Below are 16,361 nucleotides of genomic sequence, written 5' to 3' on the forward strand. Positions count from 1 at the left end.
TGCCGATAGTGCCGCTCGCTCCGTTGGGTCCATGAAACCGATTTTTTCCGCCGTCTGGCTTTCGATCTGCCTGTTGATGACCTTCCAAGCGGAAAGCATCATGGCGGCTTCCGTTCCGGAAAAAAACGCCGCAAGCACGGCTTCGAAAAAAGCCGCACCGGTCAAGAAAGCTGCTCCGGCCAAAAAGAACGTGGCCAAGGTGAAGAAGCGTCCGCCCATTGCGTCCAAGTCCAAGGCTGCCAGCGAGGTCGTGAAAACCCGACTGCCTTCGGCTGACCTGGATTTGAGTCTGCCCGAAGAGATGGCCGAAGAGTTAAAGCCGATCGGTACAGTTCCATTGCCCCGGCACGACGCCGTGTTGCCGCAAATGTTCGGTGACAAGGCCGGCAGCTCCCCCTTTCAGCTCAACGGGCGACTGATCAGCAACGAAATGAAGTTGCAACTGCGTAACGAAGAACGTCGTGACGTTGATGGTGCCGCGCTGGAGTTCGAGTTCAAACGATAATTTCTTTGCTCTGTGACCCATTCGCCAGACGCTTTGTCGGAGACTGGTCAGTCACGTTCGATCAAGCGTAAAAACCCTGCCTCCGGCAATTTAAAACAACTGTTTTAGCGGTTACTCTGTGCCCCGTCCTTTAACACATCGCCCTTCGCGAGGAGCTCGTCGTCATGAAATGCCGTGAAGGCTGTGGCGCCTGTTGCATTGCCCCTTCCATCAGTTCGCCGATTCCCGGCATGCCCAACGGCAAAGCCGCCGGAGAACGTTGCGTACAACTCTCTGTCGAAAACCTGTGCAGTATTTTCGGCCAACCGGAACGTCCTGCCGTGTGTTCGGCGTTCGAAGCCGACGTCGAAGTCTGCGGAAGCAGCAGTGACGAAGCGATCAGATTGCTGGGCTGGTGGGAGCAGATGACGGCTGCGTGATGTGTTCTACGAACGGAACTTCAACAACAAGGAATAAGACTATGGGTTCGCTGCATCGTATGGCTGTGTTGTGTGGTTTGACGGTGGTGTTGGCGACTTCCGCCGCACAGGCCGAAGACTGGAAGGTGGCCAAGAATGAAGACGGCATCAAGGTGTCCTTGAGCGAAGTGGCCGGCTCCGACTACAAGGCTTATCAGGGCGTTACCCTGATGAAAACCACCATGGCCAAACTGCGCGCACTCCAGGAAGACGTGGCAGGCGCCTGTACCTGGATTCACGAGTGCAAAATGCAGAAGCTGCTCAAGCACGAAGGTGACCAGAGCTGGACCTACACCCAGTTCAATACCCCATGGCCGGTGACTGCGCGTGATTCGGTGCTGCATATCACGACCACCGAAGGCCCCGATGGCAGCCTGACGCGCAAGCTCGAAGGGGTGCCGAAGTACATTCCCGAAGAGAAAGGTTTTGTGCGGGTTACCAAGGTTGAGGGGTTCTGGAGGTTGGTGCCCAAGGGGGATCAGGTCGAAGTGACTTATCAGGTTCACACTGAACCGGGTGGGAGCATTCCGTCGATGGTGGCCAACAAGTTTGTGGTTGATGCGCCGTTCAATACTTTGAAGGCGCTGAAGGAGCGGGCTGAGAAGTAATTGCCTTGGGGGGTGGGTGTACATATCCATTGCTGCGGCGGCGGCTATTGGTTCCGCCGTCACCAAAAAAACGGATATGCCCAAGGTAGAAAACACCTCCCAAGACAGCTACTCGCTGATCTTTTTTATGTTTCCGAATATGCGTTGCACGAAATTTTCACAAAGCCTCCAAGACAATTCGCCCGCGCCAGTCGTGCTGGTCAGTAATCAATGGCAATGCCGCGATTGATCGTGCAACATTTGCGCACCGCGCAAACCCCGGGGCCGATAACTGGCCGACAGAGGGCAGGGCGCAGCTTTATTTTGAAACTTCAACTTCCAATGGGTCCTAAAACGAAATGGCAATCCCGGACGCCCTGAGTCAGCAGCGAGCTTCTAGTCGCCTGCTGCAACCGACCGTCAAATCGCATCTGGCCTACACGTTGCTGTGTGCCCTGGTCATGATGGTCATGTTCAGCCTGCTGCGCGTGGCGCTGCTGCTCTACAACCGCGAGATGATCCTCGACACCCCGGCCTCGACCTTTTTGGAAGCGTTCGCCAACGGTCTGCGCTTCGACCTGCGCCTGGTGGTCTACCTCAGCATCCCGCTGTTGTTGGCTCTGTTCAGCGCCCGTGCCATGGCGGCCCGAGGGTTCTTCCGTTTCTGGCTGACCATCGCTTCGAGCATCGCGTTGTTCCTCGGCCTGATGGAGATGGACTTCTACCGCGAGTTCCACCAGCGCCTCAACGGCCTGGTCTTCCAGTATGTGAAGGAAGACCCGAAAACCGTGATGAGCATGCTCTGGTACGGTTTTCCGGTAGTTCGCTACCTGCTGGCCTGGGCCGTGGGCACCTTGATCCTGACCCTGGCGTTCAAGGGGGCCGACCGTGCAACCCGTCCTCGCGGCCCGTTCAGCGGCGGCAGCATCGGCACTCGCCAGATCGCCCCGTGGTACGCGCGCATTACAGTGTTTGTGGTGTGTTTGCTGGTCTGCGTGGTCGCGGCTCGCGGCACCCTGCGCCAGGGTCCGCCACTGCGCTGGGGTGACGTCTACACCACCGACTCGAACTTCGCCAACCAGTTGGGCCTGAACGGCACGCTCTCGCTGATTGCGGCAGCCAAGAGCCGGATGTCCGAAGAACGCGACAACATCTGGAAAGCCACACTGGAGCAGCCACTGGCCCAGCAGACTGTGCGTGACATGTTGCTGACGCCCAGCGATAAACTGGTCGATCCGGAAACGGCCGCTGTCCGCCGCAACTACACCCCGAATGCCGACAAGACCCTGCCGATCAAAAACGTCGTCGTGATCCTGATGGAAAGCTTCGCCGGTCACTCGGTGGGCGCGCTGGGGCGTCCGGGCAACGTCACGCCATACTTCGACAACCTGTCGAAAGAAGGCCTGTTGTTCGACCGCTTCTTCTCCAACGGCACGCACACCCACCAGGGTATGTTCGCCACCATGGCCTGCTTCCCGAACCTGCCGGGTTTCGAATACCTGATGCAAACGCCGGAAGGCAGCCACAAGCTGTCTGGCCTGCCGCAATTGCTCAGTGCCCGTGACTACGACGACGTGTATGTCTACAACGGCGACTTCGCCTGGGACAACCAGTCGGGCTTTTTCAGCAACCAGGGCATGACCAACTTCATCGGACGTAACGACTTCGTTAACCCGGTGTTCTCCGACCCGACCTGGGGCGTGTCCGACCAGGACATGTTCAACCGTGGCCTGGAAGAGTTGAAGGCCCGCGACGGCAAGGACAAAAAGCCCTTCTATGCCTTGCTGCAAACCTTGTCCAACCACACGCCATACGCTTTGCCGACTCCGTTGCCGGTCGAGCGCGTGACCGACCGTGGCAGCCTCAATGAACATTTGACCGCCATGCGTTACTCCGACTGGGCGCTCGGTCAGTTCTTCGAGAAGGCGCGCAAGGAGCCTTATTTCAAGGAAACCCTGTTCGTGATCGTCGGCGACCACGGCTTCGGCAATGAGCAGCAGATCACGGAAATGGACCTCGGCCGTTTCAACGTGCCGATGTTGCTGATCGGGCCGGGCGTGCAGGACAAGTTCGGCCAGGTCGACCACACCGTCGGCACCCAGATCGACATCGTGCCGACCATCATGGGCCGTATCGGTGGCGACGTGATCCACCAGTGCTGGGGCCGTGACTTGCTGAACCTGCCGGAAGGCGACAAGGGTTTCGGCGTGATCAAACCGTCGGGTAGCGATCAGACCGTAGCGTTGTTGACCGCAGACCGCGTGTTGGTACTGCCCAAAGAGATGCCGCCGAAGCTGTATCAATACGAACTCGGCGCCAATCCGAAAGGCGAATTGATCCCGGCGTCCGCTGACGAAGCGGCCCTTAAACAGAAACTCGAGTCGTTCATCCAGACGGCGACCAAAAGCCTGATCGACAACACCGCCGGTGTGGTTGACGGCAAGCCGGACTAAGTTTTCGGCGCAATAAAAAAGAGGCCCTTGAAGGGCCTCTTTTTTTTTGCCTGTTAACTTCTTATATCTTGCCGAGTAACAGCAGGATCAACAGCACCACCAATACCACGCCGATGATACCCGACGGGCCATAACCCCAACTTCTGGAGTGTGGGAATACCGGCAGGCCACCTACCAGCAGGAGGATCAGAATAATGATTAAAATTGTGCCCATGTCGATTTCCTTGTTGGAAGTGTTCTGGAATTACCTGGCTATAAACGTTCAGCTGGACTGCAATAAACCCAGGCTGCTTACAAAGTCCGACTGCCGTAGATGAAAGAAAATTCCAAGTTTTTTTAATGTTTTTCGAAGATAGGCTTATTTCGTTTGAGAGAGATTAAGTTGATCCGCCCGCTTGCACGGTTTGCTCAGGCCATTCAGCAATCTGATGGAGCGTGGGTTGGGCGATGTCCTTCGCTACACTCGACGCATCTTCCCCGGAACAACAAGGCTGTTTGCTATGCAAAATCGCATGATGATCACTGGCGCGGGCTCGGGCCTGGGTCGCGAAATCGCGCTGCGCTGGGCGCGTGAAGGCTGGCAACTGGCCTTGTCGGATGTCAGCGAGCCTGGTCTGCAGGAAACCCTGAAGCTGGTTCGCGAAGCCGGTGGCGACGGTTTCATCCAGCGCTGCGATGTGCGCGATTACAGTCAGCTCACCGCTTTCGCCCAGGCCTGTGAAGTCAAACTCGGTGGCATCGATGTCATCGTCAACAACGCTGGCGTTGCCTCGGGCGGGTTCTTCAGCGAACTGTCCCTGGAGGACTGGGACTGGCAGATCGCAATCAACCTGATGGGCGTGGTCAAGGGCTGCAAGGCGTTCCTGCCGCTGCTGGAAAAAAGCAAAGGCAAGATCATCAACATCGCGTCGATGGCTGCGTTGATGCAAGGCCCGGCCATGAGCAACTACAACGTGGCCAAGGCCGGCGTGGTGGCATTGTCGGAAAGCCTGCTGATCGAACTGGCGCAGCAGGAAATCGGTGTGCACGTGGTGTGTCCGTCCTTCTTCCAGACCAACCTGCTGGACTCCTTCCGCGGCCCGACGCCGGCCATGAAAGCCCAGGTCGGCAAATTGCTGGAAAGCTCGCCGATCACCGCGACCGACATTGCCGACTACATCTATCAGCATGTGGCCGCCGGCGAATTCATGATCCTGCCCCACGAACAGGGGCGCATGGCGTGGGCGCTCAAGCAGAAGAATCCGCAGCTGCTCTACGATGAGATGACCATCATGGCCGATAAAATGCGCGCCAAGGCCAAACAGACCGCAGGCTGAACTTGCCCGTTGGCACCGTGATCGCTAGGGTGGCCGCCATCGGTCATCCTCGCGGGACGCTTTGCATGCTCAATTACCTGTGGTTTTTTCTCGCCGCCCTGTTTGAAATCGCCGGCTGCTTTGCCTTCTGGATGTGGTTGCGCCAGGGTAAAAGCGTCTGGTGGGTTGTGCCGGCGTTGCTGAGCCTGACATTGTTCGCGCTGCTGCTGACCCGTGTCGAGGCGACTTACGCCGGACGCGCCTATGCCGCCTACGGTGGCATCTACATCATTGCGTCGATTGGCTGGCTGGCGGTGGTCGAACGGATTCGTCCGCTGGGTTCGGACTGGATTGGCGTGGCGCTGTGTGTGATCGGTGCGAGCGTCATCCTGTTCGGTCCGCGTTTCTCCGCAACCTGACGCAAACCCACAGTGTGTAAGACGTTTCCTTAAGGGGGTTCGTCTTGTGCTGTAGGGCAGGACTGTTTTGCGCTCGTCGCATTGAAGGCCTGTGGCGCGCCGGGCATCTTCAGGGTTCGATAACCTTGAAGGACGAATGCCATGCTTGTACTCAGCCGCGTTGTAGGCGAAATGATTTCCATCGGTGACGACATTTCAGTGCGTATTGTCGGCGTCAACGGCAACACGGTGCGCTTTGGCGTCGAAGCGCCGCAGAGCGTCAATGTGCACCGTGCCGAAGTCTACAAGCGCATCCAGGCCCAACTGGAAAAAAGCAAAGGACGATGAAACATCAATCGAACAGATGTTTGGGCACGTCGTGCTTGAGCATCAACTGGCACTGCTCGCTTTCCGGGTCGAAGACAATCAGCGCCTGGCCCTTGGTCAACGCCTGACGAACCCGCAATACGCGGGTCTCCAGCGGCGTGTCATCGCCGTTGTCGGTGCCGTCACGGGTCACGAAATCCTCGATCAGGCGGGTCAGGGTGTCGACTTCAAGTTGGTCGTGGGGAATCAGCATAGGCACCTCGGCTAAACAATGGGCGCGATGCTACGGCGAATGGACGGTTGCGGCTAGTCTGTGGTTATAGCGTCGCCTGGCGATCCACCAGGCGACCTGCAATCCGTATCAGCTCTCGGACCGCTGCCCCACCAGACTGTCCACCGAAGGCACCCTCGTATCGCTTTCCATCTGCGTGTCATGTTCGATTTGATGGCTGAACCGGTCCAACGAGCCCTTGGCCGGCTGCGCATCGCTGGCGAACACTGGCGGGCTGAGAATGTAGGCGCCGAGCAGGCGACTGAGTGCCGCGAGGCTGTCGATGTGCGTGCGTTCATAGCCATGAGTCGCGTCGCAGCCGAAGGCGAGCAGGGCGGTGCGGATGTCATGGCCGGCGGTGACCGCCGAATGCGCGTCGCTGAAGTAATAGCGGAACAGATCGCGGCGCACCGGCAACTCGTTATCGCTGGCCAGTCGCAGCAAGTGCCGGGACAAGTGATAGTCATAAGGCCCGCCGGAATCCTGCATCGCCACGCTGACCGCGTGTTCGCTGGAATGCTGGCCGGGCGCGACCGGCGCGATGTCGATGCCGACGAATTCGCTGACGTCCCAGGGTAACGCCGCCGCCGCGCCGCTGCCGGTTTCCTCGGTGATGGTGAACAGCGGATGGCAGTCGATCATCAGTTCTTCGCCGCTGTCGATGATAGCCTTCAAGGCCGCCAGCAAGGCGGCAACGCCGGCCTTGTCGTCAAGATGACGGGCGCTGATGTGGCCGCTTTCGGTGAATTCCGGCAAGGGGTCGAAAGCCACGAAATCGCCGACGCTGATCCCCAGGGAATCGCAATCGGCACGGGTGGCGCAATAGGCGTCCAGGCGCAGTTCGATGTGATCCCAACTGATTGGCATTTCATCCACCGCAGTGTTGAACGCGTGTCCGGAGGCCATCAGCGGCAACACACTGCCCCGAATGACGCCGTTGTCGGTAAACAGGCTGACGCGGCTGCCCTCGGCGAAACGGCTGGACCAGCAGCCGACCGGCGCCAGCGTCAGGCGGCCATTGTCTTTGATGGCGCGAACGGCCGCGCCGATGGTGTCGAGGTGGGCGGAAACGGCGCGGTCCGGGCTGTTTTTCTTGCCCTTGAGCGTGGCGCGGATCGTGCCGCGGCGGGTCATCTCGAACGGAATGCCCAGCTCTTCAAGCCGCTCGGCGACATAGCGCACGATGGTATCGGTGAATCCGGTGGGGCTGGGAATGGCGAGCATTTCCAACAGGACTTTTTGCAGGTAATTGAGATCTGGTTCGGGGATTTTGCTAGTCATGGAAACTCCTGATGAGTTGAGCGCATCGATGGTTTCGATGAGGAAGATTTGTGTCGACTGAACTGACGCCTTGGCGAGCAGGCTCGCTCCCACATTTGACCGCGTACCCCTGTGGGAGCGGGCTTGCCCGCGAAAGCGTCAGCCCAGATAACACATGATTAGGAAATGGCTGGCTGACTGTGCGGAAACAACAAATCCACAAACCGCTCGGCCGTCGGCTGCGGTTCATGGTTGGCCAGCCCGGCGCGTTCATTGGCTTCGATAAACACGTATTGCGCTTGATCCGCCGCGAGCACCATCAGGTCGAGCCCGACCATCGGAATGTCCAGCGCTCGCGCCGCGCGCACGGCTGCATCCACCAGTGTCGGATGCAGGATCGCCGTGACATCTTCAAGCACACCGCCGGTATGAAGATTGGCCGTACGCCGTACAAACAAATGTTCGCCCGCCGGCAGAATGCTGGTGTAGTCGTAACCCGCTGTCTGCACAGTGCGTTCGGTTTCGTGGTCCAGCGGGATTTTGCTTTCACCGCTGGTGGCCGCCTGACGTCTGCGACTCTGGGCTTCGATCAGCGCGCCGATGGAGTGCTGCCCATCGCCCACCACTTCCGCCGGCCGGCGAATCGCCGCGGCGACCACTTCAAAACCGATGACCAGAATCCGCAGGTCGAGGCCTTCGTGGAAGCTTTCCAGCAACACGCGGCTGTCGAACTGGCGGGCGGATTCGATGGCTTGCTGCACCTCTTCAATGGTCCGCAAATCCACCGCCACCCCTTGACCCTGCTCGCCATCCAGCGGTTTGACCACGACCCGTTCGTGCTCGTCGAGAAATGCCAGGTTGTCGTCGGCGTTGCCTGCAAGCAGTTGCGCCGGCAGGTTCAGGCCGGCATTTTTCAAGACCTTGTGGGTCAGGCTCTTGTCCTGGCACAACGTCATGCTGATGGCGCTGGTCAGGTCGCTCAGTGACTCACGGCAACGGACCCGCCGACTGCCATGGATCAGAGTGAACAGGCCCGATTCGGCATCATCGACCTGGACTTCGATGCCGCGCCGATGGGCTTCATCAACGATGATTCGCGCATAAGGATTGAACGCGGCTTCTGGACCAGGGCCCAGGAACAAAGGCTGATTGATCCCGTTCTTGCGCTTGATCGCAAAGGTCGACAGGTTGCGAAAGCCGAGTTTGGCGTAAAGACTTTTCGCCTGGCGGTTGTCATGCAGCACTGAGAGATCGAGGTAACTCAGTCCACGGCTCATGAAGTGTTCGATCAAATGCCGCACCAACACTTCACCGACGCCGGGTCGCGAACAGTGCGGATCGACCGCCAGGCACCAGAGGCTGCTGCCGTTTTCCGGATCGTTGAATGCCTTGTGATGATTGAGGCCCATGACGCTGCCGATGATCGCGCCGCTGTCCTCGTCTTCGGCAAGCCAATACACCGGGCCGCCCAAATGACGCGGAGTCAGCAGGCTGGCATCGATCGGCAACATACCGCGGGCCTGATACAACTGATTGATCGCCTGCCAGTCCGCATCGCTTTGTGCGCGACGAATGCGAAAACCGCGGAACACTCGGGTTGCCTGACGGTAATCGCTGAACCACAAGCGCAAGGTATCCGACGGATCAAGAAACAACTGTGCCGGCTCGAGCCCTAGTACTTGCTGGGGGGCGGCGACATACAGGGCGATGTCTCGCTCGCCCGGCTGCTCATTGAGCAATTCCTGGGCGAGGCTCGACGGATCGGGGAATGTATGGCCGATCAGCAACCGGCCCCAGCCGCAATGCACGGCAATCGGTGCGGCGCCCAGTTCACTGCCGTCTTCGGCCAGGCGCGCCTGCAAGCGTTCGTACGAGGGCGCCTGACCGCGCAACAGGCGTTGGCTGTACGCCGTGGCGTGAGGTTTCATCGATCAGATTCCTTGTTCACTGAGCCACAGGTTCAGTGCCGCCAATTGCCACAGCTTGGAGCCGCGCAAAGGGGTCAACTGGCCTTGTGGATCGGTTAGCAGGCGGTCCAGCATCGCCGGGTTGAACAGGCCGCGATCCTGGCTTGGATCCAGCAGCAATTCGCGCACCCAGTTCAGCGTGTCGCCTTGCAGATGCTTGAGGCCCGGCACCGGGAAGTAACCTTTCTTGCGGTCAATGACTTCGCTTGGAATCACCAGTCGTGCGGCTTCTTTCAGCACTTGCTTGCCGCCGTCCGGCAGTTTGAATTTGCCCGGCACCCGCGCTGACAACTCCACCAGGCGATAGTCGAGAAACGGCGTGCGGGCCTCCAGGCCCCAGGCCATGGTCATGTTGTCGACACGTTTGACCGGGTCGTCCACCAGCATCACCGTGCTGTCCAGACGCAACGCTTTATCCACCGCCGCATCGGCGCCAGGTTGTGCAAAATGCTCCTTCACAAAGTCGCCGGCGGCGTCATTCGCGGTCAGCCATTTCGGCTGTACGGTGGCGGCATAGTCCTCGTAGCTGCGGTCGAAAAACGCCTCGCGGTATGCCGCATACGGATCGGCCGCACCATCGACCTGCGGATACCAGTGATAACCGGCAAACAGTTCGTCGGCACCCTGGCCGCTTTGCACCACTTTGCAGTGCTTGGCCACTTCGCGGGACAGCAGGTAAAACGCAATGCAGTCATGGCTGACCATCGGCTCGCTCATGGCGCGGAATGCCGCCGGCAGTTGCTCGATGATCTCTTTTTCGTCAATGCGCAGTTGATGGTGCTGCGTGTTGTAGTGTTTGGCGATGAGGTCCGAATACTGGAACTCGTCACCGCGTTCGCCGCCGGCATCCTGGAAACCGATGGAGAAGGTCGAGAGGTTTTCCACGCCGACTTCACGCAACAGACCGACCAGCAGGCTCGAGTCGACACCGCCCGACAGCAGCACGCCGACATCCACCGCCGCCCGTTGACGGATCGCCACGGCGTCGCGGGTGCTGTCGAGGACACGGTCGCGCCAGTCTTCGAGGGTCAGGTTCATCTCATCGGCGCGTGGGCCGTAGGGCAGGGTCCACCAGGTTTTCTGCTCGGTACGGCCATCCGCTTCGATGCGCATCCAGGTGGCCGGTGGCAGCTTTTCAATGCCGGCCAGCAAGGTGCGCGGCGCCGGGACCACCGCGTGGAAGTTCAGGTAATGATTGAGCGCCACCGGATCGAGGATCGGGTTGATGTCGCCGCCCTTGAGCAATGCCGGCAAAGCGGAAGCGAAGCGCAGGCGTTGGCCGGTGCGCGACAGGTACAGCGGCTTCACGCCGAGACGGTCACGGGCGATGAACAGGCGCTTGGCGTCGCGCTCCCAGATGGCGAAGGCGAACATGCCATTGAGCTTGGGCAACAGCGCTTCGCCCCAGGCGTGATAGCCCTTGAGCAGCACTTCGGTGTCGCCGCCGGAGTAGAAGGCGTAACCGAGGCTTTCGAGCTCGGTGCGCAGTTCCGGAAAGTTGTAGATCGCGCCGTTGAAGGCCAGGGACAGGCCCAGTTGATTGTCGACCATCGGCTGCGCCGAGCCGTCCGACAGGTCCATGATTTTCAGGCGACGATGGCCCAGGGCAATCGGCCCCTGGCTGTGAAAGCCCCACGCGTCAGGGCCGCGAGGTGCCAGGTGATGGGTGATTCGTTCAACGGCTGCAAGGTCCGCAGGTTGATGATCAAAGCGTAACTCGCCAGCTAATCCGCACATAAAGTCCTTACCGGTTTTTCCGTTGGGGAGGGTCAATCGATACCCGGCCAAAACGACGGGTACTCAGAAACTGACCCGCTGGGATGGTGGGAGTTTTAGATCGATAAGTAATAAGCATCTGTGGCTGGGAACGACAGCCCTGGCAGAAATGCGCATTGCTGTGGTGGTAATTATTGAAGTGATGCATAGAAGTTGCTGTTGGGATGCACGCTCATTCGACCCGGTATTCGAATTATCAAATGCCTGTCGAGCTTCATAGACTGAAGGCCTCTCAACGCAATAAGGATATTGCTCATGCTGGCTACGACTTCCAAAACCGCCCCCGTGGCGGTGCCCATGACATCGGCACAGCGTCTCGAAGCGTTGTTGGAGCACACAGGCGACCTGGACAAGGCGCAAGTGCTGCAGGCGTCTATCCCACAATGGCTGGCGACGGCGGATCTGAATGAAGTGCAGGCGCTGAAGGCTGCGTTCGAACAGTCATTTGCTGCCCAAGGCAAGGTCATGGAGGTGCTCAAAAAACTCAAGCCGCTGGACGAGTTCTGCAAAGAGCAACTGACCGGGTTTCTCAAGGGCAAATGGACGATCGATTTCGACGTCGAGCGCGACACGCTGGACATCACCAAAATAATCTACACCTCAACGGGTGTGCTCCCGGTCCTTGGCGGCAAGAATAAAGAAACGACCACCTCACGCAGCCTGCTCCAGGCGGCCATGGAAAACTTCACTTCTGCGGAAGCGGCGGGCGGCGGCATTCCGCACTCGGTCGTACGAATCAATAGACAGGCGCAATCAGGCGCTGAAGCAACCCCTGAAAAGTTCGCTGCACTCTGTCGTGAACTCGACCTTGGCGCCCGCTATCAGCGCCATATCGAGCAGGTCCTGGCATTGCCGCCCAGACTCGCACGTGGTGTGCCTGTCGATGATCAGGCCTCCGCGGCGGACATCCGGCGGTTGAAGGTGTTGGACATGCAAGTCGCCCTCCACATGGCCTCCCTGAAAAAGAACATCACGCCCGCGGTCTACACGATGCTGCTGAGTGTGATCGATCAGGATCTCCCGGCTGCTCAAACCAGAGGCGCGCTGTTTGATGGCGGGCCGGTGCATTGGCAGGGCTTGATGATTCATGACGCCTGCATCTGTGGGGCACTGGTATTTACCAAAGTCTCCATCGATACCGAGCCGAAGGCCCGGTGTGTGGTTTATATGCCGAACGAACCCAGACGACCGCTGTATGAATACGCCTCGCTGGATGAATTCAAGGTCTACCTGACCCTCCATTTGCAAAGCAGACGCTACCGGAAGTCTTTCGCCGAGCAGTACCTGCACGGACACGATAAAACCGGGTTTTTTAGCCAGTTTGACAAGGGCAAGACCTTGGGCCCGCTCGCTGCCGCTCCGGCCGATACCTGCCTTGGCGATTTTTTCTTCAGTACTTTTGTCAGTACCACGCAAAAAGACGCACGAGTGCTTGCCGTGCCGACTGAAGATGTCGATGAACAACAGCGGGAAACAACCATTCAGGCAGTGCTCGATGGGGGGCTTCTGCTGTTGAACGTAGCTGCTTTTTTCGTCCCGGTGATCGGCCAATTCATGCTGACTGCGGCAGTCGTCGACATCGTCAGTGAGGTCTATGAAGGTGTGGAGGACTGGACGCACGGCGAACGGGCCCAGGCGCTGTCCCATTTGCTGAGTGTTGTGGAAAACGTCGCGCAGTTGGCAGCGTTTGCCGTCGGCGGAAAAATCATCGCGACAGCAATGGGCAAGGGCGCGAAGGAGCAGGAGGCATTTTTCGACGGTTTCGAAGCCATCACTCGCGCTGATGGCAAAGCAAGGTTATGGAAACCCGACCTCGAACCCTATAAACAGACCACAGCGTTGCCAGGCGACATGCAGCCTGATTCGCAAGGGCTTTACCGACATGGCGGACGGACGTCGATCGTCATGGCAGGAACACCCTATCGCACCACCCGTAACGCCGCAGGGTCGGCATGGACCCTCAATCATCCTGTGCGCACTGACGCCTTTGCGCCTGCCGTCGAGCGAAGTGTGGAAGGTGGCTGGCGGCATGCCTATGAGCATGCGCACGAGTGGCGCGACGGTGCTTACGCGCTGGGGCGCACGGATCCGCGCCTCGGCGATCTCGGCACTGATCTGGAAGCGATTGCCCGCATCACCGACATGACGCCTGACACGTTGCACCTGCTCCATGAAAGCAACCTCAAGCTACCGCAGCGACTGAATGATTGTGTCGAGCGCTTCAGGATTGACCGGCGCATCACCGCGATGGTCGCGGCAATGGAACGGGGAGAGACCGCGAACAAGGACTTCATTCAGGAGCAACTGCATACACTGCCGAGGCTGCCCGGCTGGCCGGCCGATCGCTTCATTGAAGTCCACGACGGGGCGGACCAGGTCGTCTCGCGCTTCCCCGAAACCGCCCCTCACGATGATGACGTGAGCAGCGTGCACGTCCTTCAGTCGGATCTGGACTCGGGGAAATTGCTCGATACCGTCATCAGTGGCCTCTATCCGGCAGAAGTGGAGGGCATCGTTGGTCGCGCGACGACTGAATCGAAATCGCAGCTGCTGGCAAAGAAGATCGCGACAACGCTCAAGAGCAATCGCCAGCCGCTGTTTCAGTGGCTCTATAAATCGTGGGACGGCACCGCCACCGGTGACGTTGCGACGCTGGGCGAACACGCCGCGGACCTTCCTGTCCGCGTGCGACAGGAATTGCTGGATAACGCTTCTGGCAGGGATCGCCGTTTTCTGCGTGAGCGCAAAATCCTTGGGATGGATCTCGCTCGGCAGGTCAGTGAGGCACAGGCGCTGATCAGGCAGGACCGTGCGCTCACCGGGTTGCATCTCCCGCACCTGGCCAATGCCGACACCGACAGACTGACGCTCGGGTTGATGGACAGGGTGCAAGGCTGGGATGACAGCTGCCGACTGGAAGTGCGACAGGGCTCAGTGACCGGCACCTTGCTGGACAGCGTGGGCGAAGCGGAAGCGCTGTCGCGCGGGGTGATTGTCAAGACATCCACCGGGTATCAGGTCACCCAAACCAACGGCAATGTGTCTTCCACGCTGACGAGCGAGACGCTGCTTCCATCGATAGTGGATGCCTTGCCTGACAGCGCCCGTACCCGTCTCACCGACGACGATACGCTGGATGTCCCGACGCTACGATCTCGGCTGTTGAGGGCCGCCGCCGGCGATCCGGCACGTACCGCGCGGGTGTTGCGGGGGGAAATCAGTGAAACACCCAAGCACCTTTTTGCCTGTGTCCAGGCCGATCCCCCCGCAGCGGGCACTTATGCCAGAGGCTTGATCCGTAAAGTCAGAAAGCTCTATCCACTGTTCACGGATGCCCAGGTTTCGTCGTTTCTCGACAACGCCGGCAGCACCCAGATGCAGCGGGTGAATCGAATCAAGGAGCTGCAGCAACAACTGAAAAAACTGCTCGGCGTGTTGCACACCTGGCGTGACGATGAAGTGCAAATGAAGAAGTTACCGGGGCAGATCGACGATATCCGCGCCGGCCGTCGTCAGGTGGCCGAAGCCATCGAAAACTGCTGGCGCCGGGTAGAACTGCGAAATCAGCCTTCTACATCGCTCGTGCTGGAGTGCAACCCCGTCGGTCCATTGCCATCGCTGACCGAACCGGATGTCGCCCATGTGCGCAGCCTTTCAATCAGAGACATGCAGGCCGGTGATGAACTGGCGTATTTCCTCGCGCCGTTCAAAGGGCTGGTCACTCTGGAGCTGGACCGCAATCAACTCACACGATTGCCTGAGGCGTTGTCGCATATGCCCGACCTCCAGCACTTGAGGCTGGAGGGTAATCAGCTTCAACTGACTGAATACACCCTGCGCAAACTGGCTGATATGCGCACTTTGCGCACGTTGGGGCTGAGCGGCAATCGCTTGGGAGCCACGATTGATGTCAGCAAAATGCGGGATCTGAAAGAACTGCTACTGCGCGATACTTACGCGACGGAACTGCCTGTCGGGCTGTCCCGCTTGCCGTATCTGGACTTCGTGGACTTGCGAGGAAATCAGATTAGGGAGTTGCCGCAATGGCTGTTCCAACTTCCTCAGCGATTCGCTTTGGCGATCAACCTGCGTCATAACCCCATATCCGAGACGAGTCGAACTGCGCTGGAGGCCTATCGGAGCCGTACGGGCATCGGGATGGGGCTGCTGCAGAATGAAACGGCGGTGCTCAATGATCAAAGGGCTCGAGACCTGTGGATGCCAAAACCGGTTGAAGAGACCTATGCCAGTCGTAATCGTGCATGGCTGGCGCTGAAGAACGAACCCCGGGCGAAAGAGTTCTTTGAACTGCTGGCGGAAGTCGGGAGCTCGGCGGATAGCCGTTTTGTGAACGAAGACATGACCCGGCGCGTCTGGAGTGTCATTGAGGCGACACGGACGGACTCGGCGTTATGCACTCAATTGCTGTCGATGGCAGTGAAAGCCAATTGCGCTGATGATGCGGCGACGATCTTCAGTAACCTCGAGGTCGCCGTCGAGATCGGCAGGGTGGTTCGACAGTCCGCCAATGCCCATGATCAGGCCGCTCGGTTGTTGAAACTGGGGCGAAGCCTGTTCCGTCTGGATTATCTTGGCAGAATTGCTCGGGAACAGGCCCAGGCCAATCCTGCGCTCGATGCGGTGGAAGTGGAGCTGGCTTATCGCACCGGCCTGGCTGACCGGCTCGAACTGATCGGCCAGCCCCGGCACATGCGTTATGCGTCGCTCAGTGGCGTAAAGGCTATTGATCTGGACGTTGCCTACAACAAGGTCATTGCCGCAGAAATCTCATCTGAACTTTCGACTTACATCAGTGGCCGCACGTTCTGGAGCGACTTTTTGCGACAGCATCATGGCCAACAGTTCACCGACCTGACGGCACCCTTTCACGTGCGGATGGAAACAGCCTTCGAAAATGAGGCGACGCTGGGCTCGGACTATCGTCCGCAGGTTGACGGCATCGCCGATGAGTTGAAGCAAGCCGAGACTGCGTTGCTGAAGCGTCTGACCGAGGCGGCCTTGATGGCTGACGAGTCAAGGACTTGCTTTGCGCTGGATTGAGCG

General features: G+C 59.0%; 14 protein-coding genes. 9 read left to right on the plus strand and 5 right to left on the minus strand.

Features of this window, described 5'->3' with window-relative positions; all coding sequences use genetic code 11:
- Nucleotides 1-31 precede the first annotated feature (31 nt).
- From ACM6IQ_RS03365 to ACM6IQ_RS03385, 5 genes are all read left to right on the plus strand, one after another.
- On the plus strand, nt 32-505 hold the full coding sequence (locus tag ACM6IQ_RS03365; protein WP_414878069.1) for a translation initiation factor 2: 474 nt from the start codon (nt 32-34) through the stop codon (nt 503-505).
- 164 nt (nt 506-669) lie between these two features.
- Entirely contained in the window at nt 670-924 is a 255-nt protein-coding gene (locus ACM6IQ_RS03370; protein ID WP_017340073.1) for a YkgJ family cysteine cluster protein, read from the plus strand.
- Between the two features lie 41 nt (nt 925-965).
- Nucleotides 966-1,571, plus strand: coding sequence for an START domain-containing protein (locus ACM6IQ_RS03375; RefSeq protein WP_414878070.1), 606 nt, complete (start codon nt 966-968; stop codon nt 1,569-1,571).
- A 16-nt stretch (nt 1,572-1,587) separates the two neighbouring features.
- Nucleotides 1,588-1,800, plus strand: coding sequence for a hypothetical protein (locus ACM6IQ_RS03380; protein WP_414878071.1), 213 nt, complete (start codon nt 1,588-1,590; stop codon nt 1,798-1,800).
- Between the two features lie 109 nt (nt 1,801-1,909).
- Entirely contained in the window at nt 1,910-4,003 is a 2,094-nt protein-coding gene (locus tag ACM6IQ_RS03385) for an LTA synthase family protein (RefSeq protein ID WP_017340070.1), read from the plus strand.
- 61 nt (nt 4,004-4,064) lie between these two features.
- Here ACM6IQ_RS03385 and ACM6IQ_RS03390 read toward each other — a convergent pair whose 3' ends face one another.
- On the minus strand, nt 4,065-4,223 hold the full coding sequence (locus ACM6IQ_RS03390; RefSeq protein WP_174602692.1) for a DUF3309 family protein: 159 nt from the start codon (nt 4,221-4,223) through the stop codon (nt 4,065-4,067).
- 280 nt (nt 4,224-4,503) lie between these two features.
- Between ACM6IQ_RS03390 and ACM6IQ_RS03395 the strand changes: the two genes are divergently transcribed.
- From ACM6IQ_RS03395 to csrA, 3 genes are all read left to right on the plus strand, one after another.
- Complete coding sequence (locus tag ACM6IQ_RS03395; protein WP_017340069.1) at nt 4,504-5,319, plus strand: SDR family oxidoreductase; 816 nt, start codon at nt 4,504-4,506, stop codon at nt 5,317-5,319.
- Between the two features lie 65 nt (nt 5,320-5,384).
- Nucleotides 5,385-5,717 (plus strand): YnfA family protein, encoded by a 333-nt coding sequence (locus tag ACM6IQ_RS03400; protein WP_017340068.1) that lies wholly within the window; start codon nt 5,385-5,387, stop codon nt 5,715-5,717.
- A 141-nt stretch (nt 5,718-5,858) separates the two neighbouring features.
- Nucleotides 5,859-6,044, plus strand: a complete 186-nt coding sequence (gene csrA, locus ACM6IQ_RS03405; protein ID WP_017340067.1) for a carbon storage regulator CsrA — start codon at nt 5,859-5,861, stop codon at nt 6,042-6,044.
- A 4-nt stretch (nt 6,045-6,048) separates the two neighbouring features.
- Here csrA and ACM6IQ_RS03410 read toward each other — a convergent pair whose 3' ends face one another.
- The 4 genes from ACM6IQ_RS03410 to ACM6IQ_RS03425 form a co-directional block, all read right to left on the minus strand.
- Entirely contained in the window at nt 6,049-6,276 is a 228-nt protein-coding gene (locus ACM6IQ_RS03410; RefSeq protein ID WP_003199186.1) for a YheU family protein, read from the minus strand.
- Between the two features lie 108 nt (nt 6,277-6,384).
- Complete coding sequence (locus ACM6IQ_RS03415) at nt 6,385-7,575, minus strand: osmoprotectant NAGGN system M42 family peptidase (RefSeq protein ID WP_017340066.1); 1,191 nt, start codon at nt 7,573-7,575, stop codon at nt 6,385-6,387.
- A gap of 158 nt (nt 7,576-7,733) precedes the next feature.
- Nucleotides 7,734-9,482 carry an N-acetylglutaminylglutamine synthetase gene (gene ngg / locus ACM6IQ_RS03420; RefSeq protein WP_017340065.1) on the minus strand — a complete coding sequence of 583 codons (1,749 nt, stop codon included), beginning with the start codon at nt 9,480-9,482 and terminating at the stop codon, nt 7,734-7,736.
- A gap of 3 nt (nt 9,483-9,485) precedes the next feature.
- The gene (locus ACM6IQ_RS03425; RefSeq protein WP_414878072.1) at nt 9,486-11,258 is read right to left on the minus strand and encodes an N-acetylglutaminylglutamine amidotransferase; all 1,773 of its coding nucleotides are present in this window, start codon (nt 11,256-11,258) and stop codon (nt 9,486-9,488) included.
- 450 nt (nt 11,259-11,708) lie between these two features.
- On the opposite strand from ACM6IQ_RS03425, the gene ACM6IQ_RS03430 reads away from it, so the two are divergent.
- Entirely contained in the window at nt 11,709-16,358 is a 4,650-nt protein-coding gene (locus ACM6IQ_RS03430; RefSeq protein WP_414878073.1) for an NEL-type E3 ubiquitin ligase domain-containing protein, read from the plus strand.
- Nucleotides 16,359-16,361: the final 3 nt, after the last annotated feature.

Source organism: Pseudomonas sp. IT-P100, from assembly GCF_949767185.1.
In the GTDB taxonomy this organism is placed as follows: domain Bacteria; phylum Pseudomonadota; class Gammaproteobacteria; order Pseudomonadales; family Pseudomonadaceae; genus Aquipseudomonas; species Aquipseudomonas fluorescens_B.

What these genes read in the sequence shown, in the direction of transcription:
- csrA (WP_017340067.1), top strand. Translation starts at nt 5,859, where the DNA reads ATGCTTGTACTCAGCCGCGTTGTAGGCGAAATGATTTCCATCGGTGAC.
- ngg (WP_017340065.1), bottom strand. Translation starts at nt 9,482, where the DNA reads ATGAAACCTCACGCCACGGCGTACAGCCAACGCCTGTTGCGCGGTCAG.
- ACM6IQ_RS03370 (WP_017340073.1), top strand. Translation starts at nt 670, where the DNA reads ATGAAATGCCGTGAAGGCTGTGGCGCCTGTTGCATTGCCCCTTCCATC.
- ACM6IQ_RS03395 (WP_017340069.1), top strand. Translation starts at nt 4,504, where the DNA reads ATGCAAAATCGCATGATGATCACTGGCGCGGGCTCGGGCCTGGGTCGC.
- ACM6IQ_RS03385 (WP_017340070.1), top strand. Translation starts at nt 1,910, where the DNA reads ATGGCAATCCCGGACGCCCTGAGTCAGCAGCGAGCTTCTAGTCGCCTG.
- ACM6IQ_RS03400 (WP_017340068.1), top strand. Translation starts at nt 5,385, where the DNA reads ATGCTCAATTACCTGTGGTTTTTTCTCGCCGCCCTGTTTGAAATCGCC.
- ACM6IQ_RS03375 (WP_414878070.1), top strand. Translation starts at nt 966, where the DNA reads ATGGGTTCGCTGCATCGTATGGCTGTGTTGTGTGGTTTGACGGTGGTG.
- ACM6IQ_RS03415 (WP_017340066.1), bottom strand. Translation starts at nt 7,575, where the DNA reads ATGACTAGCAAAATCCCCGAACCAGATCTCAATTACCTGCAAAAAGTC.
- ACM6IQ_RS03365 (WP_414878069.1), top strand. Translation starts at nt 32, where the DNA reads ATGAAACCGATTTTTTCCGCCGTCTGGCTTTCGATCTGCCTGTTGATG.
- ACM6IQ_RS03425 (WP_414878072.1), bottom strand. Translation starts at nt 11,258, where the DNA reads ATGTGCGGATTAGCTGGCGAGTTACGCTTTGATCATCAACCTGCGGAC.
- ACM6IQ_RS03410 (WP_003199186.1), bottom strand. Translation starts at nt 6,276, where the DNA reads ATGCTGATTCCCCACGACCAACTTGAAGTCGACACCCTGACCCGCCTG.